The organism is Roseibium sp. RKSG952, assembly GCF_009711355.1.
On sequence record NZ_SMMF01000963.1, the window covers coordinates 33,971 to 55,809 of the forward strand.

The following is a 21,839-nucleotide window of genomic DNA, read 5'->3' on the forward strand; positions in this document are numbered from 1 at the left end:
ATCTTTTCCTAGTCGATACAGATCACCAGCTCGCGCCCCGTCTCATCCAGATGCGGAATGCATCCGAACTGCGGCGTGACCGCGCTGCATTGTTTGGTCTCTGACAGGCAAAATCCCTCGCAGTCCGAACCTGTTTCACAGGTCTTGCCCGCATCTGCCAACGGCAGGATGCACACATACTGCTGGGCTTTGCCCGCAACTTCGTTAATTCCGCCTTTGGCCTCGCAAGCCTGCCGTTCATTCTGAGATGGCTCAGCCTCCGCCTTGTCATCCGTTGGAAGACAAGCCGCCAGAAATCCTGCTCCGACAAGCACCAAACACCGCGACATCACTTTCATAAGCTATTCCTTCAGTTGATGCCCCGGTGTCTTGGCTTAGCGAAAACTCTGCAAGGCGAAGTTTCAGCCCTTCGGCGCCCGCTTCACTAGCCCCAGCTTCTCGCGCACTTCCTGCGCACCGATCACCCGCGCACCCATGTTCGAAACGATGGTGTTGGCGCGTTCAACCAGCTGCCAGTTTTCCGCCAGAACGCCTTTGTCCAACCACAGGTTATCCTCGAGCCCGACACGCACATTACCGCCTGCCAGCACCGATGCCGATGCATAGGCCATCTGGTTTCGTCCCAGCGCGAAGGCGCTGAATGTCCAGTCATCCGGGACATTGTTGACCATGGCCATAAAGGTATTCAGATCATCCGGTGCGCCCCACGGCACGCCCATGCACAACTGAACCAGCGCCGGGCTGTCCAGAATACCGTCCTTAACCAGCTGCTTGGCGTACCACAGATGGCCGGTGTCAAAGGCTTCGATCTCGGGCTTCACCCCCAGATGTGTCATCATCCGACCCATCGCCTGCAGCATGCCCGGCGTGTTGGTCATGACGTAGTCAGCCTCGGCAAAGTTCATGGTACCGCAGTCCAAGGTACAGATCTCGGGCAGACACTCGGCCACATGCTCGACCCGCGCGGCTGCGCCGATCATGTCGGTACCTTCCTCGTTCAACGGCAAAGGAGATTCTGTCGGGCCAAAGATCATGTCACCGCCCATACCTGCGGTCAGGTTCAGGACAACGTCTACTTCGGCCTCGCGAATGCGGTCGGTGACTTCGCGATACAGGTCCAGGCGACGGCTGGGCGCGCCGGTTTCCGGGTCCCGCACATGGCAGTGAACAATGGCCGCGCCGGCCTTGGCCGCAGCGATCGCACTTTCGGCAATCTGCTTCGGTGAACGTGGTACATGCGGGCTGCGATCTTGCGTTCCCCCTGAGCCCGTGACGGCACAAGTGATGAAGACTTCGCGGTTCATTTCCAGTGGCATGGTGTTTTCCCCAACTTATACCCGGTTTTGACCCAAGTTATCCTCAGGCTTCTCCCCGGATTCCGATTTGCGTTCTTACCCGACTCTGACGCAGCCTTGTGGAAACAACTTGCCAGAATGCGAATCGAACTTGATGAAATCCGCAAAAAACATACTGCAGCCCGAACATCGCGCCCTGAAAACGGCCGTGCTGGTTCTGGATGAATGCAACACGCTCAGCTTTGCCTCGGCTGTTGATCCGATGCGCGCAGCGAACCGGCTGGCGGATCGTCCCGCCTTTGACTGGGACTATGTCACCGCCACGGCAGAGCCAGCCATGCTGACCAGTGCACTGAACGTTCCCGGCATTCCGCTGGCGCGTCTGGACAGTTGCGATCTGATGATTGTGGTCGCAGGGTTCCAGCTTGCGCGCCACGCAACCCCCAGCCTGCTGGCTGGCTTGCGCCGCATCGCGGCCTCTGGTGCGACCATGGCAGGGATCGACGGCGGCCCATGGCTGCTGGCCGAAGCCGGCTTGCTGGACGGGCACGCAGCAACCACTCATTGGGAAGATCTGGACAATTTCTCGACCCGTTTCCCCGAGGTCGACGTGCGCCCTGACCGTTTCACTGTTTCCGGAAACCGTCTGACTTCTGGTGGTGCGATCCCGGCGGTCGAGATGATGCTGCATATCATCGCTGCCCGCCACGGCGCAGGATTTGCCGCACGTGTATCTGGGCTGTTCCTCTATGAGGGAGCACCAGAGCCAACCAAACCGCAAAGCCGCACCGGGGCTCCGCACCGCCATTCGGCCCTGACATCAAAGGCAAACAGCCTGATGGAGGCGTCGCTAGATGAACCTCTGCCACTCGCCTATATTGCCGACCGTTTGGGAACCAGCCCACGCACGCTGCAGCAACAGTTCCGCCTGCGCCTGAACACCACGCCGCAAGACCATTACCTGCAGCTTCGCCTGGCCGAGGCGCGCCGACTGGTCACCGACACAGACATGCCGCTGATGGATGTCGCGCTGGCCACTGGCTTTGCATCGCAGTCAAGCTTTGCCCGGGCGTTCCGAACCGCGCATGGTCTTTCCGCCCGTGACCTGCGGCAGGATCGCATCCAGCCCACACATCACTGACGGGGTTTACAGCAGCAGGTAATGGGGGCATTGCCCCCTTGCCTTAGTACGGCATGGGATGGGCGCGGTGGGCCAGGTTGATTTCTTTCAACACGTCTTGCGACAATTCCAGATCTTTTCCATCAAGAATGCGCTGCAATTGTGCCTCATCCGTGGCCCCAAAGATGGCCGAAGTCATGAACGGTCTGCTACGACACCAGGACAGTGCCATATGCACAGGATCCAGCCCATGTTTGTCAGCGATCTCCAGATAGGCAGCGACGGCGTCAAACACCCGATCAGATTTGCGGCCACCCATTTCAGGCACCAGTGACATGCGCGATCCTTCGGGAACACTGCCACCCTGATACTTGCCCGTCAGGAACCCGGCAGCCAGCGGCGAAAAGGCGAGCAGTCCCACATCTTCATGCGCACTCAGCTCGGCCATATCGGTATCAAAGTGACGGCACAGCATCGAGTATTCGTTCTGCACGGACGCGACGCGTGGCGCACCGGTTTCATCTGCCAGTCGCACCCATTGGGCCGTTCCCCAGGCGCTTTCATTCGAGAGGCCGAAGGCGCGAATATTGCCCTTTTCGACCTGTGCCTGCAGCGCCTCAAGACACTCCTGCATATTCGCAACAACCTCATCACGATCCCCACCTGAAGGATCGTAATCCCAGTTCTGGCGAAACATGTAACTGCCCCGGTTTGGCCAGTGGAACTGATAGAGGTCGATATAGTCAGTCTGCAAACGGCGCAGGGATCCCTCGATTGCCTGGGGAATGGTCTGGCCGGATATTGGCGCTCCGTCACGGGCGTGGGAAAATCCTGCTCCTGAATGCTTGGTCGCCAGAACATAGTCGCCCCGGCGCGCGGCATTAGATGCATTCCAGTTGCCCAGAATTTCCTCAGTCCGGCCAACGGTTTCCTTCGAGATCGGGTTCACTGGATACATCTCAGCCGCGTCGACAAAGTTGATCCCGGCTGCCAGGGCCATATCCATCTGTCGGTGTCCACCGGTCTCGGAGGTCTGTGTGCCAAAGGTCATTGTTCCAAGGCACAGATCCGACACCATTACACCGGTGCGCCCCAAAGGTTTCATCTTCATCTGGAAATCCTCCTGCTCGCCCTGCACCCTAGCGCAGGGTTTGACCGGGGCAAGCCCGATCAACCCAGATAAATCAGACTGGCCACAATGAAAAAGGCCAGAACGCCGAACACATCGTTCGACGTGGTTATGAAGATGCCGGTTGCCGCGGCCGGGTCTTGTTTCAACGCCCTAAGCAGGAACGGCACCATCGACCCGACCGACGCTGCGATAACAGTCACGATCGCCAGTGCGACGATCGACGTCAGAACTAACAGGCCTGGCTTTTCAATCGCGATGAACAGGCTGCCAATCAAAACCAGAATGCCCACGACCGTGCCAACGATCAGCCCGTTCAGCAGGGCCCCACGCAGTTCGCGATAGAATCTCGACGGCAGATCGCCACGCCACTCCGCCCCCGAAGTCAGTACCTGCACAGAAACGGTCGAGGCCTGAATTCCAGCGTTGCCGGCTGTTGCCAGAACAACGGGAATAAAGCTGGCAAGGATCGCGGATTCGGCAAGTGCGTCCTCATACGACACGATGGCAATTGCTGCGATGGTGCTGCCGACCAACCCGCCCAGCAGCCACGGCAGGCGGCGGCGGGCAATCTGGCCAGGCGTGTCGAATTGCGTCGTATCGGGGGATACGCCGCCCATCTTGAGCATGTCTTCCTCAACTTCTTCCCGCGCAATCTCGGCCAGTTCCGGCGGGGCTATCCCGCCCAGAAAACGGCCATTGGCATCGACGACAGCTATAACAGAGGCCGAGCGCGCCTCGGCTAGGCGCAGCACCTCTTCCTGATCTGCAGAACTGTCGACCGTCACAGTGTCTTTCTGGACGATATCAGCAACGCAGGTGTCATCCGGGTTCAACAGTAGGTCCCGACTGCGCAGATAACCAACCAGTCGTTTGTCCTGTTCGAGAACAAAAATCATATCCAATCGCGCAAACTGGTCCGAGGTTTTTCGAAGATGAGATACCACCTCGCCAATCGTCCATCCAACAGGAACCGTCAAAACCCCGTGGCGCATATGCGCAGCCGCACTGTCATCATCTGCAGACAAGGACTGTCGAATGACATCTGCATCCTTCCGATCAGCAATCAGATCATCATGAGTGTCGGGCGGCAGCGTTTCCAGCAACTCGATAGCCAAATCAGGCGAAACTCTGGAGACGATCTTGCGGAATTTCTTTCGAGTCGAAGCCTCAAACAGAACTGAACGCAATTCCGGATCCAGTTCGACAAGAACCGGCAGACTCACATCATCAGGCAACCATTCGAACACCCGGCGCGCACGCTTGGTCTTCATCTTCAGCAGGCATTTCACAACGTCCGCTGCGTTCCAACCGCTCAGGACAGTAAGAACCGCCATCCGCTTGCCTGCGGCCACCAGCCGTTCCAACGACGAGGCGACCCTCGCATTGTTATGGCGCGCTTCCGGGCTGTTTGCGCTGTCCCAATGCAGCTCTTTTGGAGGAACTTGATCCATCCGCTCACCTCACCTCAATCCACGCAGCTGTGGCATTGCTAAGTGACGGTAGCGTGAATGAAAGATTATCTGAACAGATCAGCGCAGCGAAAGGGTGATCAGGCTTCTGCCTTTTTCTCCCACCGGCCTGAATCCTCGGACCAATATTGCGCCGAACAACCTGCTGAGGTCAGCGCCTTCCATTGTACCCGTGCGGCTTGAACTGCGCTTTGATCGTTGCCATCAAACAGAATACAGACACGCTCGGATGCTTCGACTTCGTCCGGCTCAACCGCAGCGCCATCGATCGCCATCAAACAGGATGGTTCATTTTCCGCCGTCGTCTCGGTCGTTAGCAATATGGGCTGCATCGCATCGTGCGGTCCACCGGCACGACCATGTGGCAGGAACCCGTCATCAGGCCCCAGCCACAGTTTTTCATCCAGCCAGTCCAGCCGAGCGGGATCAGTGCCCCGCACAGCTATCCGCCACCCGGCCTGCCGTGCCTTGTCCAGCAGTACCGGCAAGGTCTGCTCAAGCGGTTGGCGGGTCAGGTGATAGAAATAGACGGCCCCCATTCGAATTACTCGAAATTGTCCTGAACAAATCGGCTTAGCGCGCGCACGCCCCAACCGGTTGCCCCTTTGGGCGCATAGGATGTCTCGGACGACACCGACGCAACACCCGCGATATCCAGGTGAATCCAGGGGGTTTCTTCTTTGACGAAACGCTGCAGGAACTGCGCCGCAGTGACCGATCCGGCCGGGCGACCTCCCACGTTCTTCATATCCGCAATGCGGGATTTCAGCAGGTCATCATAGGCTTTGCCCAGTGGCATCCGCCATGCGCCTTCATCCTCGACTTTGGCCGCCTTCAGGAAAGCATCGCAGAACGTGTCATTGTTCGAAAAAACGCCCGCATTCTCATGCCCGAGCCCGATGATGATCGCACCCGTCAATGTGGCCAAATCAATCATGCCGACAGGATTGAACCTCTCCTGCGCGTACCACATGACATCACACAGAACCAAGCGGCCTTCAGCATCGGTATTGATGATCTCTACCGTGTCGCCTTTCATCGATTTGACGACATCGCCGGGGCGCGTAGCGCGACCAGAAGGCATATTTTCCACCAGACCGACCAGACCAACCACATTGGCCTTGGCCTTACGCAACGCCAATGCCCGCATGGTGCCTGCAACGACACCCGCGCCGCCCATGTCCATGGTCATCTCTTCCATGCCCGCAGCAGGTTTGAGCGAGATACCACCGGTATCAAACACCACGCCCTTGCCCACCAGCGCCAGCGGAGCGTCGTCCTTGTCGCCACCATTCCAGTGCATGACCACGACCTTGGACGGGCTGTCAGACCCCTGCCCGACGCTCAGCAATGTGCGCATGCCAAGCTCGGCCAGCTTGTCCTCTTCCAGAACCTCAACTTCCAACCCCAACGCTTCCATTTCTTTCAGCCGGTCGGCGAATTCTGTCGTGGTCAGAACATTGGCGGGTTCGTTGGTCAGATCGCGGGTCATGCGCACGCCATCGGCGATACCGTTAAGCGGTGCAAACGCCGCTTCGACCTCATCCGCTTTGGAATGGCTGATCACGATTTCGCCCGTGGGGTCGGCGTCCTTAGTCTTGTGCGCATCAAAATCATAGCTGCGCAGCACCATGCCCAAGGCCAGTTCCTCGGTCCTCACCTGATTTGCGGCCATCACAAGCACGTCCTTGCCCTTGGCCAGCTTTGCCAAAGCAGCACCCGCCTTGCGCGCCTCGTCATGATCGGGGCGACGCGGCAAAACCAGAACGTCCAGCGCCTCAGCTGCCATGCCACCGGGCCAAGCCAATGAGATCACATCGCCTGTCTTGGCTTTGTTAAACTTCTCGCTCTCGACCAGTCGGGCCACTGCGCCTCGTGTCAGGCGATTGGCCCGGCGCGCAGCGGGGCTCATCTTTCCTTCGGCAGGAATAATGATGACCACACGCCCTTCGGCCTGCGCCATGAGATCCAAATCAAAGTCCTGAAAACGGATTGGTATCAGACTGCTCATCTCTTGCTCCTGAAAAACTCTTCCCCAAGACCTAGCGTGGACCACCAATATTGACCAGATAGCAGTTTTCCCCGTCTGCCATTTGCATTAAGGTCGCCCGAAAATAACCGGCAGGCTCGGGGGAGAAGTATTGGCACCAAACGGCAGGCATAGGCCTTCGCGCATGATTCCATGCCGGGGCGATTCTGGCGTGGACCCCGAGCTCAGCGGTCAGCCGGAGGTGAACTCGTGATCCTCGACCGCTATTTTGCCCGAAGATTCCTGCAGAGTTTTCTCGTTATCGGCGGCATTTTTCTGACACTCATGATTCTGATCGACCTGATCGAGCAAGTCCGCAAATTCACTGACGTCGACCTGAGCTTTGGTCAATTGCTGCGCCTGACCCTGCTCAACACCCCGGCGGCAATCAGCGAGATGCTGCCGCTGTTAATGATTCTGGCTACGATTGCGTTGTTCATTGGTCTGGCGCGCAGTTCCGAACTGGTCGTGACCCGCGCCATCGGGCGGTCTGGCATCCGCGCACTTGCTGCACCCGTTCTGCTGGCTTTGGTGATCGGTGCACTGGCAGTGGCGTTGCTGAACCCTATCTCTGCTGCGACATCCGAAGAATACCAGCGTTTGGCAGACGGATATCGCAACAATGGCAGTTCTACCCTTTCGATCAGCAGCGAGGGCCTTTGGTTGCGCCAGGGTTCCACATCGGGCCAATCCGTGATCCATGCTGTCGGGACCGATCCCGACGAGGACTTTGGCCTCAGAGAAGTTACCATCACGACATTCTCTCCTGACGGTATTCCGACCGAACAGATCTTTGCTGAAACGGCACGTCTGGAAGATGGAAACTGGGTTCTCTATCAGGCCAAGGTTTGGACGCTCCAGAACGGCTCGAATCCCGAAACAAATGCAATCACGTATGAACAACTTGCTCTTCCCACGACTCTCACACGCGATCGCATTCTGGATACATTAGGCCAACAAGACTCCGTTTCGGTCTACGACCTGCCACAACTCATCCACGATCTTCGCGAGGCAGGATTTTCTACAAAGCAATACGAAGTCTGGCTGCAGGTACAGCTTGCACGACCCTTCTTTCTTGTATCGATGGTTCTGATTGGTGCTGCTTTCACCATGCGCCATGTCCGTTTCGGCGGTACAGGCATTGCCGTTCTGACCGCGGTTCTGTTGGGCTTTGCCATCTACTTCGTACGTAATTTCGCTCAAATTCTGGGGGAGAACGGCCAGTTGCCGATCTATGTCGCCGCCTGGGCACCGCCCTTTGCCGCAATCCTGTTGTCCTTAGGCCTCTTGCTGCACGCGGAGGACGGTTAATGCGGCGACTAATGTCTTTGCTGCTGTCCAGCACTCTGGTTCTGGCGGCACCGTCCATCGCACTTGCGCAAAACGCATCAGGTTCCGCAGCTGCCGGACAGGATGGGGCTGCCCAAGACCAGCCGGCCCTGCTGGTGGCGGATAAGATTTTCATCACACCCGATCGAAAACTCGTCGCCGAAGGGAATGTAGAAGCCTATCAGGGCGACATCAAACTATCGGCCAAAAGCGTAATCTTCGATCGGGAAACTGGTGAACTGACCCTCGAAGGTCCGATCCGGATCGATCAGGCGGGCCAATCCACTGTGTTGGCGGACTCCGCTCAGTTGGATGATGGCATCCAGAACGGGCTTTTGATCGGTGCCCGAATGGTGTTCGATCAGCAGGTTCAGATCGCCTCGGTTCAGGCAACCCGCGCTGGCGGCAGGTACACACAGTTCAGCAAAGTGTCGGCCACCTCATGTCATGTCTGCGCCAATGGTAAACCGCCGCTATGGCAGATTCGGGCACGAAAGGTGACACACGACCAGTTGGAGCGGCAGCTGTATTTCGAAGGTGCACAGTTCCGCATCCTTGATTTCCCGGTCTTCTACTTTCCTGTACTACGCCTGCCCGACCCGACACTGGAGCGTGCAACAGGTTTTCTTGTTCCGTCGATCCGGACGACCTCGCAATTGGGTACGGGTGTACAGGTCCCCTATTTCTTTAAGTTGGGCGACCACAAGGATCTGACGCTGACGCCGTATGTCTCATCCAAGACAACGACATTAGGCTATCGCTACCGTCAGGCTTTTAAGAACGGCCGCATTCAGTTCGAAGGCGCATACACCCGCGATGACGTGCAACAAAACCAGGATCGCGGCTATCTTTTCGCGAATGGTTGGTTCGCTCTGAAAAATGATTACCGGCTGACGTTCAACATTCAAACAACGTCGGATGACGCGTATCTGGCTGATTATGGTCTGCCGGACTTTGACCGTCTGCGCAGCGAAATCGCACTGGAACGGATCAAACGCGATACCGCGTTCAAAACCAGTTTCATCCACTACAAAACCCTGCGCGACAGCGAAAATCAGGATGAAATCCCCTCGCGCGTTTTCGATCTGAACTATGAAAGGCGGTACTTTCCCAACGCTCTGGGCGGCGAAGTGAGGCTTGCGTTTATCGGGCATTCCCACACCCGGACCAGCGATGTAGATATCGTTGGACGGGATGTGGCACGCGCGACAATGGATGCAGAATGGCTACGCAGTTGGACTTTCAGCACGGGCCTGCGGGCCGATGCGCAGCTTGGTGCTTCAGTCGATACGTTTGATATCCGCAACGACAGCCAGTACCCCAATCAGGTGACCAGATCCACTCCGCGGGCTGCCTTTACGTTGCGCTATCCGATGGTACGTCGCGAACAATCCGGCGCAACGCAGTTTCTCGAACCGATTGTTCAGGTAGGCTGGACGCATGTCTCGAATACCGACGTACCCAATGACGAAAGTACGTTTCAGGAGTTCGACCAGGGCAATCTGCTATCCCTGTCTCGCTTCCCAGCCGAAGATCGCCGCGAAAATGGAGCAACAGCTGTTGTCGGCGTGAACTGGGCGCGCAATACGCCGAACGGCTGGCAAGCGCTTGCAACCGTCGGTCAAGTGTTCCGCGCCGATGCCGATCCGGATTTCACCCTGACCTCGGGCCTGCAGGGCACCACATCCGATCTGCTGCTGGCCGGGCAGTTGAAAACCGCAAAAGGCCTTACTCTCGCGGCACGTGGCCTGCTGGATGATGACTTCAGCTTTGCCAAAGCCGAGTTCCGGGGCGTTTGGGCCAAAGACGACAACGCGCTGACGGGCAGCTATGTCTGGCAGGAACCCGACCCTGCAGAAAACAGCGACAAAATATCCGAGATTTGGCTGACGGGACGTTACAGAATCGATCAGAACTGGCTGACACAGGCACTGGCGCGATATGATCTGGCCGAATCTGAGCCAATCCGCTACGGGCTTGGAGTTACCTACGAAAATGAGTGCGTGCAGGTTAACATGACCGTCAGTCGGCGCTATACGTCCACATCAAGTATTGAGCCTTCGACAGAATTCGGCTTTACCGTTGCACTAACTGGATACGCCGTCGAAGGCGGGGGCAAGAAGTACAAAAGAAAATGCAGCTGATATCAGGTTTCTCCAAGTTTCTTCGTACCGGTTGGCAAAGACCGGCTTTGCCCGCACTCGCTGCGGCGCTTATCGCCTTTTCTTCGCCGCAGGCCATCGGGCAAAGCCTGTTCTCACCCGCGATCCGGATCAATCAGGATATCGTGACGTGGTATGAATTGCAGCAACGCCAGCAGTTTCTCGAAGCGCTCGGCCTGCCGGGAAGTTCTGAAGATGAAGTGCGTGAGGCCCTGATCGATGCTCGCCTGCGCAAACAGGCGATGCGGGATGCCGGAATTCAGGCGACACCAGAAGATGTACAGCTTGGTATCGACCAGTTTGCCGCTCGTGGTCAGCTTTCGACTGAAGATTTCCTGCGGCTGCTCAGTGATGCCGGTGTAGATCCTGAAACAGTACGGGATTTTGTTGAAGATCAGCTTTCGTGGCGTGACTACGTCAGCACGAGGTTTATCTCTCAGGCGCGCCCCACAGAGGATGAAATCAATCGGGCAATGGGTCAGGGCGGCGGTGGCGGCCTCGAAGTTCTGTTGTCAGAGATTATCATTCCCGTAACACCGCAGACGCTCGCACAGGCTGACGCGCTGGCGCAGGAAATTTCTCAGGTAGACGGTTATGACGCGTTTTCCTCCGCTGCCACGCAATATTCGGCGGCAGCGACCCGCGAAAACGGAGGTCGACTGGATTGGCTGTCGCTCAATAATCTTCCGCCAGCGCTGCAGCCCGTCATCCTGGGCCTGCAGAACGGAGATATAACCGAACCGCTGAGTCTGCCCAACGCCATAGCCCTGTTCCAGATGCGCGGCATTCGCGAGGTTTCGACAGGCGCACCACGCTATTCCAAGATCGACTATGCGATCTACTATATTCCGGGCGGTCGTAGCCCAGAGGCCCAGAGAACTGCAGCTGAGCTGAAGGAAAACATCGACACCTGTAACGACCTCTATGGTATCGCCAAGGATCAACCGCCTGAGGTCCTTGAGCGCGTGTCCGCCAGCCCTTCCGAAATCCCGCGCGACGTGGCGCTGGAACTTGCCAAGCTGGACCCCAATGAGATTTCAACAACGCTCACCCGCAACAACGGGCAGACGCTGATGTTCCTGATGCTGTGCACCCGCACCCGCGATCTGGGCGAAGATACGTCTCGTCAGGATGTTGCTAACGCTTTGACCCAGCAGCGCCTGCAGGCTTTTGCCGACAGCTTCATCGAACAAATGCGGGCAGACGCAACCATTATCGAGCAATGACCTGCCCGATCGCGCTTAGCTGTGGTGATCCGGCCGGTATCGGCCCCGAAATCGCAGCCAAGGCTTGGCAACAACTGCGCGGCACCTGCCCGTTCGTCTACATCGGCGACGCAGCGCATCTGCCAAACGAGACTCCGGTTGCACGAATAAATGAACCGTCAGAAGCGGCCGGGGTCTGTGCGAAGGCCCTACCGGTGCTTCAACTGGATTTCCCAGCGCCGAACGTGCCGGGCCGTCCCGAGCCAAACAATGCTCCCTCTGTAATCGATGCAATTGAACGCGGTGTTTCTCTGGTACAATCGGGTGCGGCATCAGCGCTCTGCACGGCTCCGATCCACAAAAAGGCGCTGATTGACGGAGCGGGATTCGATTATCCTGGGCATACCGAATTTTTGGCCGCTCTTGCCGGTAAAGATCGTGTTGTGATGATGCTGGCCAGCGATCAGTTGCGCGTGGTCCCGGCCACGATCCACATCGCACTCTCGCAAGTTCCCAGCGTCCTGACCCCCGAGTTGCTACGCAAAACGATCGCGATCACCGCACAAGGGCTTCAGAACCAGTTTGGCATCCAAAATCCGCGCATCGCGATTGCGGGACTGAACCCCCATGCCGGAGAAGGTGGCAAAATGGGTCGTGAGGAACTGGACTGGATTGCCCCGCTGATCTCTGATCTCAATCCCAACGGCTACACGGTTACGGGCCCGCATCCGGCAGATACCATGTTCCACTCCGCCGCGCGCAGGCGGTACGATGCAGCCATCGCCATGTACCACGATCAGGCCCTGATCCCGATCAAGACACTGGATTTCGACCGAGGCGTGAATGTAACGCTGGGTTTGCCCTTCATCCGGACTTCACCCGATCATGGCACCGCGCTGGACATCGCCGGACAAGGCATCGCCAACCCGACCAGCCTGATTGAGGCCCTCAAACTCGCGCAGCAGATGGCGCAAGGGTCTTGAACCTGTACAACGCAGGCCATATCCCGGACCGAAGTGAAAAATTTCTGGCGCATGACACCCTATCCGCGCCACGGTGAACGGATCATGAGCGCTATCGACACCCTCCCCCCGCTGCGCGAAGTCATCGCGACCCACCAGCTATCGGCCCGCAAATCGCTGGGGCAGAACTTTCTGCTGGACCTGAACCTGACCGCCAAGATTGCAAGGCAGGCCGGTGATCTGACCGAATGTGATGTGCTCGAGATCGGACCCGGACCGGGTGGCCTGACCCGTGGTCTGCTGTCCGAAGGCGCGCGCAAAGTCGTTGCTGTCGAAAAAGACACCCGCTGTATCGCAGCGTTGAACGACATTGCCGAGGCCTATCCCGGCCGGCTTGAAGTCATCAACGGGGACGCGCTTGAAATCGATCCGCTGGCGCATCTGAAACCTCCGATCCGGATTGCGGCCAACCTGCCCTACAATGTCGGGACCGAACTTCTGGTCCGCTGGCTGACGCCACCGGAATGGCCGCCATTCTGGCAAAGCCTGACCCTGATGTTCCAGCGCGAAGTCGCCGAGCGCATTGTGGCCCAGCCCGGCAGTAAAGCTTATGGGCGACTTGCCATCCTCGCCCAATGGCGGGCCGAAGCGCGCATTGCCATGTCTTTGCCCCCCGGGGCCTTCACTCCGCCGCCCAAAGTCTCCAGCGCAGTGGTTCACCTTACTGCCCTGCCCGAGCCGCGCTATCCGGCAGATGCAACCACCCTGTCACGCGTCGTGGCAGCAGCTTTCAACCAACGCCGCAAGATGCTTCGCGCCTCTCTGAAAGGTGTCGCCCCGGATATCGAAGATCGCTTGCTGGCTGCTGGCATCAAACCAACAGAACGCGCGGAACAGGTTCCGCTCGAAGCGTTTTGTGCGCTGGCACGGGAAATTCGCAAAGCCTAAAGCGACAAAACAAAAAACCCCGGCATTCGAACCGGGGTTTTCTGTATCTCGGCCTTATGGCTTGAGCTTATTCGGCAGCTTCCGGCGCGTCTCCGTTATCCGCTGCAGCTTGTTCAGGCTCGGCGGGTGCAGCCTTGGGCTTGCGTGCACGTGGACGGCGTGGTGGCTTTTCTTTCTTGGCAGGTGCCTCTTCGACCGGTTCAGCACCCTGGCTTTCCGGTGTCTCGACCAGACCAGATTCAGGTGCGGCAGGCTCGGACCCGAAATCCATCACGTCAGGTTGCGGCGCTTCGGCCGGATCTGCCTGACGTGCAGCTTCGCGTTCCTGACGCTCGGCGCGCTCACGGTCGCGTTCGGCCTGGCGCTCACGGTTCTGGCGTTCCTGCTCTTCACGGCGCGCTTCGATTTCGCGCTGTGCTTCGCTCAGCATACGCAGGTAGTGTTCCGCGTGCTGCTGAAAGTTTTCGGCCGCGACACGGTCATTCGACAGCTGGGCGTCACGCGCCAGCTGATTATATTTATCAATGATCTGCTGCGGGGTGCCGCGCACTTTGCCCTCTGGACCCGAGCTGTCAAAAACCCGGTTTACGACATTACCACCAGAAGGGCGATTGCGGTTGTTCTTGGCCCGCGAGCGGGATTTGGAAGATCTCATCTTACTTTACGTCAGCCTTGTCATTCACTGTCGATCAACCCGTACGTTGCACTGCTCTAAGGCCTTTTACCGTGACGTGCTGTCGACTTTTTGGGCTTGGCGTCAGGGGCGCGCTGAAACAGCGTCAACCTCGCCGACTACCCTGAGTAAGCATGTCCTGATCATGCAGACAAGAGGGTAATATGCATTTTCGCAGCTTTTTTACCTGAACCGGCGTTTTTTGGCCTCATTCACCCCACTCAACCCGGCATTCTGGCGCCAACAACACGGTCCCGGCCATCCAGATCCGGAACCACGCGGATATCGATCAGACCCGACGCGTCAAACAATGCCGCGACAGCTGCCGCCTGCGTCGGACCGATTTCGACCAGAATACGCCCGCCCGGCATCAGAAAATCAGGAGCTGCAGCGGCAATACGCCGATAAGCGCCCAGCCCGTCCCCCTCATCCGTCAAAGCCATCCTCGGTTCGTGTTCCCGCACTTCTGGGGACAGCTGCGTCATCTCATCCAGGGAAATGTATGGCGGGTTCGAGACGATCAGATCGAACTGCCCCTCTTCGATCCCCTCGAACCAATCGGATTGTATGATCTCGACCCGGCCCTGCACCTGATGCAGCACCGCGTTAGCGCTGGCCTGAAGGCAGGCAGATTCGCTCAGATCAACGCCAATTCCGGATGCGCTTGTCCGCTCGGCCAGCAAGGTCACCAACACACAGCCTGATCCGACACCAAGGTCCAAAATGTGATCGAACGGTTCACTCAGCGCGGCCTCGATCAAGGCTTCGGTCTCGGGGCGTGGATCCAGAACATCCCGGCTCACCCGAAAACGGCGGCCATAAAATTCGCGCTCTCCCAACAGGTGGGAAACCGGCACACGGATGGCACGAAGCGAGATCAGCTGATCATATCGCTCGGCTATTTCAGGTGACAACTCTTCGGGTGCGATCAACGTGACGCGACTGGCTTCGATACGCGCAGCATGGGCCAGCAGAACCCGTGCATCCCGGGCGGGATCTTCGACACCGGCGGCCCGCAGGCGCGCTGTCGCCGCGACCATGGCCTGCGCGGCCGTCTGTGCCCCGTTCATTGCGACATCTCGGCCAGCAGACGCGCCTGATCGTCTGCGGTCAGCGCATCGATCACCTCATTCAGATCGCCCTGCATCACCTGATCAAGCTTATAAAGTGTCAGGTTGATGCGGTGATCGGTCATCCTACCCTGCGGGAAGTTATAAGTTCTGATCCGCTCAGACCGGTCTCCCGATCCCACCTGGCTGGCGCGATCCGCCGAGCGTTCGCTGTCGATCCGCTGCCGCTCCATATCGTAGAGACGAGTCTTCAGCACCTGCATCGCGATCTCGCGGTTGCGGTGCTGGGACTTTTCGGAACTCGTGACCACGATCCCGCTGGGAATATGGGTGATCCGAACAGCCGAATCTGTGGTGTTCACGTGCTGCCCACCCGCGCCGGAACTGCGCATGGTGTCGATACGAATATCGTTGGGTTCGATATGAATATCCACATCCTCGGCCTCGGGCAGAACCGCCACTGTCGCCGCCGAAGTATGGATACGCCCGCCGCTCTCGGTTTCGGGCACCCTCTGAACTCGGTGCACACCGGATTCGTATTTCATCCGGGCAAAGACATTATCGCCCTTGATATGGGCCACGACCTCTTTGATCCCGCCCAGATCCGAGGATTGTTCCTCGATGATCTCAAACTTCCATCCCCGCGCCTCAGAATAGCGTTGATACATCCGCAGCAGATCACCCGCGAACAATGCGGCCTCATCGCCTCCGGTTCCGGGCCGGATTTCCAACATTGCCGGACGCGCATCGGCTTTGTCTCTGGGCAACAACGCCAGTTGCAACGCATGCTCTGCCTCGGGAATGCGAGCCTGCAGCTCGGGGATTTCCTCCTCAGCCAGCTCTTTCATGTCCGGATCGGCCAGCATTGCCTCGGCTTCGGCCAGATCGGCCACCAGTTGGCGCCATGTTTCGATCTGCTCAACCACAGGCTTTAAATCCGAGTATTCCTTGGCAAGTGCCGCAATATCTCCGCCCGAGGCGCCATCGGCCATGGCAGCTTCGAGGTATTGGAATCGCTGGGTTATCTGTTCAAGGCGTTCTTCGGGGATCATCCCGGCGGTGTCTATCATCCGCGGGCTTTGGTCAAGGGCCTGCCTTGTGCTAAGCTCACATGCATGAAACGGATTATTCTTGCGTTTACCCTGTGCACGACCCCTGTCATGGCTGATGTAATTGGCCCCGGCGGCAAGGTTCAGGATTGCTATTGCACCGACAAAGCCGGCACCCGCGTCGAGTTGGGAGAGATGATCTGCCTGCAGGTCGATGGCCGTATGTTCATGGCCCAATGCCAGATGTCACTGAACGTTCCTATGTGGCGTGAGGTTCAGGAGGGGTGTTTGTCGTCAGGGTTGGAGCAAACCCAACCCCAACTCAGCAATCCTGCAACTATTCAAAGCTCGGGCTAATCACCTACAGATCTTCCCATTTGCTTAGTTTGTGCTTTCTGCGCGTTCGCCAGATATTGTACTCTGCGAAAAGCGCCATGCTTACACCATAGAGCAGAGAGCTCATTGCCAATGGTGGGACCGCGCGAAACGAAGGTGAGAATATATACATGCCCAACCCCCAAAGGCTTCCCATCACCAGTGTATCCCACATCAAACGCGAAATCTTCCTACGATAGAGATCCGGTTTCGGCCGGAATCCGGCACCTCTTAAAAAGCGGACAAATGGTGCGGGTTTTGCGTGCTTCTGTAGGCCCGCTCTTTCCAATTCAGCGGTTGCCCTCTGGAACTTGACCTCATAATCAATCATACTCCCAATATGGGAATTAAACTTTTATTTTCAATCTATTGAAGCTGACCAAGCCAGTCTTCAACCCGCGCTTTATTCACTCCGAAATCTTTGCGCCCGAAACGCAGCCTTGCGTGGATACGCAGCGCGTCACCATCCTGCTGCACGGTTGTATAATCCGGAAATCCCATCCACCGAGTGCGGGTGATATAAGTCACCATTCCCTCGTCGACCGACCCGGCCAAAACACTGGTACGAGGGGACTGACGCGCGACCAAATCCAGCCGCGCAAGGCCGTCCGGGCCGGTTTCAACGACGCGCACTACCGCGCCCAACATGTCCCTGCTGGTTTCGCCCAAAGGTGCCACATGCCAACGGGAGGGATCGGAAGGGGCAAGACGGATGTAACCGGCCAGCAAAAGCCCCACACATACCAACACCCAAACTACAATCATCTTCATCCCGCACCTGTTTCAACCGAACCTAGCCGGAACGGATCGATGAACAAGATGCTCAACCAGCCCTTACCGCGACGTCACGCCTGGTAGAATGCACAGCATTTCGAACAACAAGTTCGCGGCCGTAAGCGCAGTATTACCCGATGGATCATAGGGTGGAGAGACCTCGACCAGATCACAACCAACGACATTCATCCCCTGCAGTGCATGGATCAGTTGCAGTGCTTGCGGTGTAGTCAGCCCGCCGATTTCAGGCGTACCGGTTCCAGGCGCATAAGCTGGGTCCAGACTGTCGATATCATAGGTGATATAGACTGGATGTCCGTCGATCATCTTGCGGATCAAAGACCCGATCTGGGTCAGATTCTGCTGCCAGATATCCCACGCCGGATATTGACGGAATCCCCACCCCTGCGCTTCGGTGAAATCGCTGGCGGCATAGCCAGATCCCCGAATACCGATCTGAAAGGTCTTGTCTGGAACGATCAGATTTTCCTCATATGCGCGGCGGAATACGGTGCCATGGGTCTCGCGCTCACCAAACATCTCGTCATTGACGTCGGCATGGGCATCCACATGCACCAGGGCAACCGGACCATGTTTGGCTGCTATTGCGCGCAGAATTGGCAGGGTGATCGAATGATCGCCCCCCATCGCAACAGGAATGACATCTTGTGCCAGAATGCCGTCATAGCTTGCCTTGATAATCTTCAGACTATCGGACAGCGAGAACGTGTTGATCGCCAGATCCCCGATATCGGCAATCTGCAGGTTATCGAATGGGGCAGCAAAGGTGGCCATGTTATACGGCCGGATCATCGCGCTTTCGCTACGGATCTGTTTTGGGCCAAACCGCGTACCCGAGCGCCACGACGTGCCGATATCCATCGGGACGCCAAGAACAGCAACGTCCAGCCCATCCAGAGAGGACGCCTGCGGTAGCCGCATAAACGTATTCGGCCCCGAGAACCGCGCCAGATCATTGCCGCCAATTGGCTGGTTGAATTGGGTCATGTACTTTCTCCGATCCGGTTCTTCACCAAGCACTTACCGGGATTATGCCTAACCAAAGGTTAAGGCTTTACCAGCTTGTTCCACCCCAGCAGGCAAATGATCTGCGTTGCCACATGTGCCCCGGCAATCGCGGTGGCACCAGACGTGTCGAATGGAGGCGATACCTCAACCACATCCCCGCCCTTGATGTTGATCCCCGCGATATCCCGCAGGATGATCTGCGCCTGAATCGAGCTGAGACCACCCCAAACAGGTGTCCCGGTTCCCGGTGCAAAGGCCGGGTCCAACCCATCGATATCAAAGCTCAGGTAAACTGGACTGTCGCCCAGAATTCCCTTGATCTTCTGGGCTACGGCGGCCGGTCCGGATTCATAAACCTCACGTGCGTCGATGATGTTGACTCCCAATGTGTCCTCGTTGGTGGTGCGTATCCCCACCTGTACCGATCGCTTGGGGTCCACGATCCCGGACTTCACCGCCTTGTAGAACATGGTCCCGTGATCCACGCGGGACATGTCGTCATCGGCCCATGTATCCGTATGCGCATCAAACTGCAGCAGAGACATAGGCCCATATTTCTCGGCATAGGCTTTCAGGATCGGAAAGCTGATGTAGTGATCCCCACCCAGTGTCACTGAGGCGACATTGGCTTCCAGAATCGTGCGGATGTGATCGGTCAGCGTATCCGGAAAGGCCGGGATATTGGCATAATCATATGCCATGTCCCCGTAGTCGATGATTGCCAGTTCACTGAGCGCATCAAACGGCCAGCCATAGGGTGCGTCGGGAGACTGCAACGCGCTGGCCTCGCGAATGGCACGCGGTCCCAACCGGGTACCGGGACGGTTGGTAACCGCCTGATCGAACGGCACGCCGGTCACTGCGATGTCTGCACCTTTCAGTTCCTTCGTATAAAGCCGACGCAGAAACGAGGTCGCGCCACCAAATGTGTTCTCAAAGGACAGGCCTTTGAGATCCGGGTTGGTGAACGCCTCGTCCACCTGAGTCTTTGCATCTTCCAATGCCATTTCGGGTTATCTTCCTCCCAAGGTTCCCGATGGGCTGGCGACGCGCGCTAACGTCAAGCCACAGGCAGCGCCTTTTCCACGATCTTCGCGAAAAAGGATGCACCCACCGGCGCGATTTCGTCGTTGAAGTTGTATTTTGGATGGTGCAGCCCCGCACCGTCCCCCTGCCCTAGAAACAGATAGGCCCCGGGCCGTTCCTGCAGCATGTATGAAAAATCCTCGGCCCCCATCTCACGACCAGTGTTTTCGGTGACCCGCTCGGCCCCCGAAACCTCACGCGCCACGTCAGCGGCAAAAGCGGCCTTTTCCGGGTCGTTGATCGTGGCGGGATAACTCACATCATATTCAAGCCGCGCCTCAACCCCGTACGACGTGGCCTGTCCCTGCACGATCTGCTCCATGCGTTCCATAACCATCTTCTGCACCGCCGGGTCGAAGGTCCGTACCGTGCCGTTGATATAGGCGGTGTCCGGGATCACGTTGTTCACCGTGCCGGTATGGATTTGTGTCACCGACACAACCAGATCGTCCAGAGCGTAGTGATTGCGGCTGACGATGGTCTGAATCGCCTGCGCAATACCACAGGCCGCCATGACCGGATCGCGCGTTTCATGCGGCATGGCCCCATGTCCACCGACGCCCTGAATGTGAACCTCGAACGTATCAACAGCAGCCATGATCGGACCCGGCGTTGTATAGAACGAGCCTTCCGCAAAGCCGGGCGCGTTATGCAGCGCGTAAACCTGCGCGATGTCGAACCGGTCCATAATTCCTTCTTGAACCATAACCCCGGCGCCGCCGCCCTCTTCCTCGGCAGGCTGAAAGATAAGCGCAACCCGGCCGCGAAAGTTCCGGGTTTCGGCCAGATAACGTGCAGCCCCCAGCAACATCGTTGTGTGCCCATCGTGGCCACAGGCATGCATCTTGCCTGGATTCTGCGAGGCATAGTCAACACCGGTTTCTTCGGGAATCGGCAATGCGTCCATATCCGCCCGCAGGCCAATCGTCGGTCCTTCGCCCTGACCGTTGATGATCGCGACGATACCGGTCTTGGCGATCCCCTCATGCAGCTCATCCACGCCAAACTCGCGCAAACGCTCAGCGACAAAGGCCGCTGTTTCGTAGCATTCGAATTCCAGCTCGGGGATTGTATGCAGGTGCTGGCGCCATGTGGCCATGTCGGTGGCAAAATCGGCAATACGGTTGACGACGGGCATCTGGGGTGGACTCCTGATCCAAGCTGCGAGATGGATGCATCTGACACCGGAATAAGGGGCTTCGCAATGGCTGAAAATCCGCTGATCCATAACTCGGACGCAGGTATCGAACGTTTGTTGGAAATCATGCGTCGTCTGCGTGACCCGGAAACCGGTTGTCCGTGGGATATCGAGCAGGATTTCGGCACCATCGCGCCCTATACGATTGAAGAAGCCTATGAGGTCGCAGACGCGATCGAACGACAGGCCTGGGATGAACTGAAGGGCGAATTGGGCGACCTGTTGTTCCAGTCCGTGTTTCACGCCCAAATGGCCGAAGAAGCCGGTCATTTCGCGTTTCAGGATGTGGTGCGGACCATGTCCGACAAGATGGTGGCCCGCCATCCGCATGTCTTTGGCGATGAATCCCGCGACAAATCGGCTGAACAGCAGACGAAGGACTGGGAAACGATCAAAGCCACCGAACGCGCAGGCAAGGAACAGCAAGGTGCACTAGATGGTGTGGCTGCCAACCTGCCTGCCCTCCTGCGGGCGCACAAATTGCAAAAGCGTGCGGCTCGCGTGGGATTTGACTGGCCCGATGCCAGCCACGTGTTGGCCAAAATCACCGAAGAAGCCGCCGAACTGGAAGAGGCGCGCGAAAGCATGGACGCAGACGCGCTTGAGGATGAATTCGGCGATCTGCTCTTTGTGATGGTAAATCTGGGTCGTCATTTGGGTATCGAGCCCGAGGCCGCTCTGCGCCGCACCAACGCCAAGTTCACCCGCCGGTTCGAGCAAGTTGAGGCACGGTTGGCTGATCGGGGTAAAACCCCAACGGACAGCACCCTTGAGGAAATGGATGCTCTTTGGGACGAGGTCAAAACCGAAGAACATCGCGCCAACGGCAAACTCCCGCCAGCAATGCCGAACACGGCCCGCGGAAGCGCGTAAATTTGCTAGACAACAGCGGCGACACTTGCCAGTGTCCGTCCTTCAATATCCCGGAGGCCAC

22 protein-coding genes are annotated in these 21,839 nt (G+C 57.7%); 8 read left to right on the top strand and 14 right to left on the bottom strand.

The features are described from left to right. Positions 1-8: 8 nt before the first annotated feature. Together E1297_RS46310 and E1297_RS46315 are read right to left on the bottom strand one after the other, a co-directional pair. Positions 9-338 carry a hypothetical protein gene (locus E1297_RS46310; RefSeq protein WP_155150706.1) on the bottom strand — a complete coding sequence of 110 codons (330 nt, stop codon included), beginning with the start codon at positions 336-338 and terminating at the stop codon, positions 9-11. Between the two features lie 63 nt (positions 339-401). After that, positions 402-1,316 carry a 3-keto-5-aminohexanoate cleavage protein gene (locus E1297_RS46315; protein ID WP_155150709.1) on the bottom strand — a complete coding sequence of 305 codons (915 nt, stop codon included), beginning with the start codon at positions 1,314-1,316 and terminating at the stop codon, positions 402-404. Positions 1,317-1,449: 133 nt separating this feature from the next. Between E1297_RS46315 and E1297_RS46320 the strand changes: the two genes are divergently transcribed. Then, complete coding sequence (locus E1297_RS46320) at positions 1,450-2,436, top strand: GlxA family transcriptional regulator (RefSeq protein ID WP_155150714.1); 987 nt, start codon at positions 1,450-1,452, stop codon at positions 2,434-2,436. Between the two features lie 43 nt (positions 2,437-2,479). Here the strand turns inward: E1297_RS46320 and E1297_RS46325 are convergent, their stop codons facing one another. From E1297_RS46325 to E1297_RS46340, 4 genes are all read right to left on the bottom strand, one after another. Then, complete coding sequence (locus E1297_RS46325) at positions 2,480-3,526, bottom strand: aldo/keto reductase (RefSeq protein ID WP_155150717.1); 1,047 nt, start codon at positions 3,524-3,526, stop codon at positions 2,480-2,482. A gap of 59 nt (positions 3,527-3,585) precedes the next feature. Beyond that, the gene (mgtE, locus tag E1297_RS46330; RefSeq protein WP_155150720.1) at positions 3,586-4,998 is read right to left on the bottom strand and encodes a magnesium transporter; all 1,413 of its coding nucleotides are present in this window, start codon (positions 4,996-4,998) and stop codon (positions 3,586-3,588) included. A gap of 98 nt (positions 4,999-5,096) precedes the next feature. Continuing rightward, positions 5,097-5,555, bottom strand: a complete 459-nt coding sequence (locus E1297_RS46335; RefSeq protein ID WP_155150723.1) for a DNA polymerase III subunit chi — start codon at positions 5,553-5,555, stop codon at positions 5,097-5,099. Positions 5,556-5,560: 5 nt separating this feature from the next. Continuing rightward, positions 5,561-7,027: a leucyl aminopeptidase gene (locus tag E1297_RS46340; RefSeq protein WP_155150726.1), complete on the bottom strand. Its 1,467-nt coding sequence runs from the start codon at positions 7,025-7,027 to the stop codon at positions 5,561-5,563. A 228-nt stretch (positions 7,028-7,255) separates the two neighbouring features. Between E1297_RS46340 and lptG the strand changes: the two genes are divergently transcribed. From lptG to rsmA, 5 genes are all read left to right on the top strand, one after another. Beyond that, complete coding sequence (gene lptG / locus E1297_RS46345; RefSeq protein ID WP_170330757.1) at positions 7,256-8,356, top strand: LPS export ABC transporter permease LptG; 1,101 nt, start codon at positions 7,256-7,258, stop codon at positions 8,354-8,356. Beyond that, positions 8,356-10,518, top strand: coding sequence for an LPS-assembly protein LptD (locus tag E1297_RS46350; protein WP_155150732.1), 2,163 nt, complete (start codon positions 8,356-8,358; stop codon positions 10,516-10,518). The genes lptG and E1297_RS46350 overlap by 1 nt, the downstream gene beginning before the upstream one ends. After that, a complete protein-coding gene (locus E1297_RS46355; RefSeq protein ID WP_155150734.1) occupies positions 10,509-11,762 on the top strand; it encodes a peptidylprolyl isomerase in 1,254 nt (417 codons plus the stop codon). The genes E1297_RS46350 and E1297_RS46355 overlap by 10 nt, the downstream gene beginning before the upstream one ends. Then, positions 11,759-12,724 carry a 4-hydroxythreonine-4-phosphate dehydrogenase PdxA gene (gene pdxA, locus E1297_RS46360; RefSeq protein WP_155150738.1) on the top strand — a complete coding sequence of 322 codons (966 nt, stop codon included), beginning with the start codon at positions 11,759-11,761 and terminating at the stop codon, positions 12,722-12,724. Before E1297_RS46355 ends, pdxA begins: the two co-directional genes overlap by 4 nt. A gap of 84 nt (positions 12,725-12,808) precedes the next feature. Further along, complete coding sequence (gene rsmA / locus E1297_RS46365) at positions 12,809-13,651, top strand: 16S rRNA (adenine(1518)-N(6)/adenine(1519)-N(6))-dimethyltransferase RsmA (RefSeq protein ID WP_155150743.1); 843 nt, start codon at positions 12,809-12,811, stop codon at positions 13,649-13,651. Between the two features lie 67 nt (positions 13,652-13,718). Here the strand turns inward: rsmA and E1297_RS46370 are convergent, their stop codons facing one another. The 3 genes from E1297_RS46370 to prfA all read right to left on the bottom strand — a co-directional run bounded on the left by E1297_RS46370 (position 13,719) and on the right by prfA (position 16,464). Then, positions 13,719-14,306 (bottom strand): DUF4167 domain-containing protein, encoded by a 588-nt coding sequence (locus E1297_RS46370; RefSeq protein ID WP_155150746.1) that lies wholly within the window; start codon positions 14,304-14,306, stop codon positions 13,719-13,721. A gap of 239 nt (positions 14,307-14,545) precedes the next feature. Next, positions 14,546-15,394, bottom strand: a complete 849-nt coding sequence (gene prmC / locus E1297_RS46375; RefSeq protein WP_155150751.1) for a peptide chain release factor N(5)-glutamine methyltransferase — start codon at positions 15,392-15,394, stop codon at positions 14,546-14,548. After that, complete coding sequence (prfA, locus tag E1297_RS46380; protein ID WP_244328136.1) at positions 15,391-16,464, bottom strand: peptide chain release factor 1; 1,074 nt, start codon at positions 16,462-16,464, stop codon at positions 15,391-15,393. The genes prmC and prfA overlap by 4 nt, the downstream gene beginning before the upstream one ends. Before the next feature lie 45 nt (positions 16,465-16,509). On the opposite strand from prfA, the gene E1297_RS46385 reads away from it, so the two are divergent. After that, positions 16,510-16,800, top strand: coding sequence for a hypothetical protein (locus tag E1297_RS46385; protein ID WP_155150754.1), 291 nt, complete (start codon positions 16,510-16,512; stop codon positions 16,798-16,800). A gap of 4 nt (positions 16,801-16,804) precedes the next feature. On the opposite strand, the gene E1297_RS51490 is transcribed toward E1297_RS46385, so the two are convergent. The 5 genes from E1297_RS51490 to E1297_RS46405 form a co-directional block, all read right to left on the bottom strand. Continuing rightward, positions 16,805-17,149 carry a DUF6404 family protein gene (locus E1297_RS51490; protein WP_368669865.1) on the bottom strand — a complete coding sequence of 115 codons (345 nt, stop codon included), beginning with the start codon at positions 17,147-17,149 and terminating at the stop codon, positions 16,805-16,807. 35 nt (positions 17,150-17,184) lie between these two features. After that, positions 17,185-17,589 carry a DUF1499 domain-containing protein gene (locus E1297_RS46390; protein ID WP_155150758.1) on the bottom strand — a complete coding sequence of 135 codons (405 nt, stop codon included), beginning with the start codon at positions 17,587-17,589 and terminating at the stop codon, positions 17,185-17,187. A gap of 63 nt (positions 17,590-17,652) precedes the next feature. Continuing rightward, entirely contained in the window at positions 17,653-18,600 is a 948-nt protein-coding gene (gene speB / locus E1297_RS46395; protein ID WP_155150762.1) for an agmatinase, read from the bottom strand. Positions 18,601-18,659: 59 nt separating this feature from the next. After that, complete coding sequence (gene speB, locus E1297_RS46400) at positions 18,660-19,628, bottom strand: agmatinase (protein ID WP_155150765.1); 969 nt, start codon at positions 19,626-19,628, stop codon at positions 18,660-18,662. Between the two features lie 53 nt (positions 19,629-19,681). Further along, positions 19,682-20,845, bottom strand: coding sequence for a M20 aminoacylase family protein (locus E1297_RS46405; protein ID WP_155150768.1), 1,164 nt, complete (start codon positions 20,843-20,845; stop codon positions 19,682-19,684). Between the two features lie 66 nt (positions 20,846-20,911). Here E1297_RS46405 and mazG point away from each other — a divergent pair, with 66 nt between their 5' ends. Continuing rightward, positions 20,912-21,778 (top strand): nucleoside triphosphate pyrophosphohydrolase, encoded by an 867-nt coding sequence (gene mazG, locus E1297_RS46410; protein WP_155150771.1) that lies wholly within the window; start codon positions 20,912-20,914, stop codon positions 21,776-21,778. The last annotated feature ends 61 nt before the right edge of the window (positions 21,779-21,839 follow it).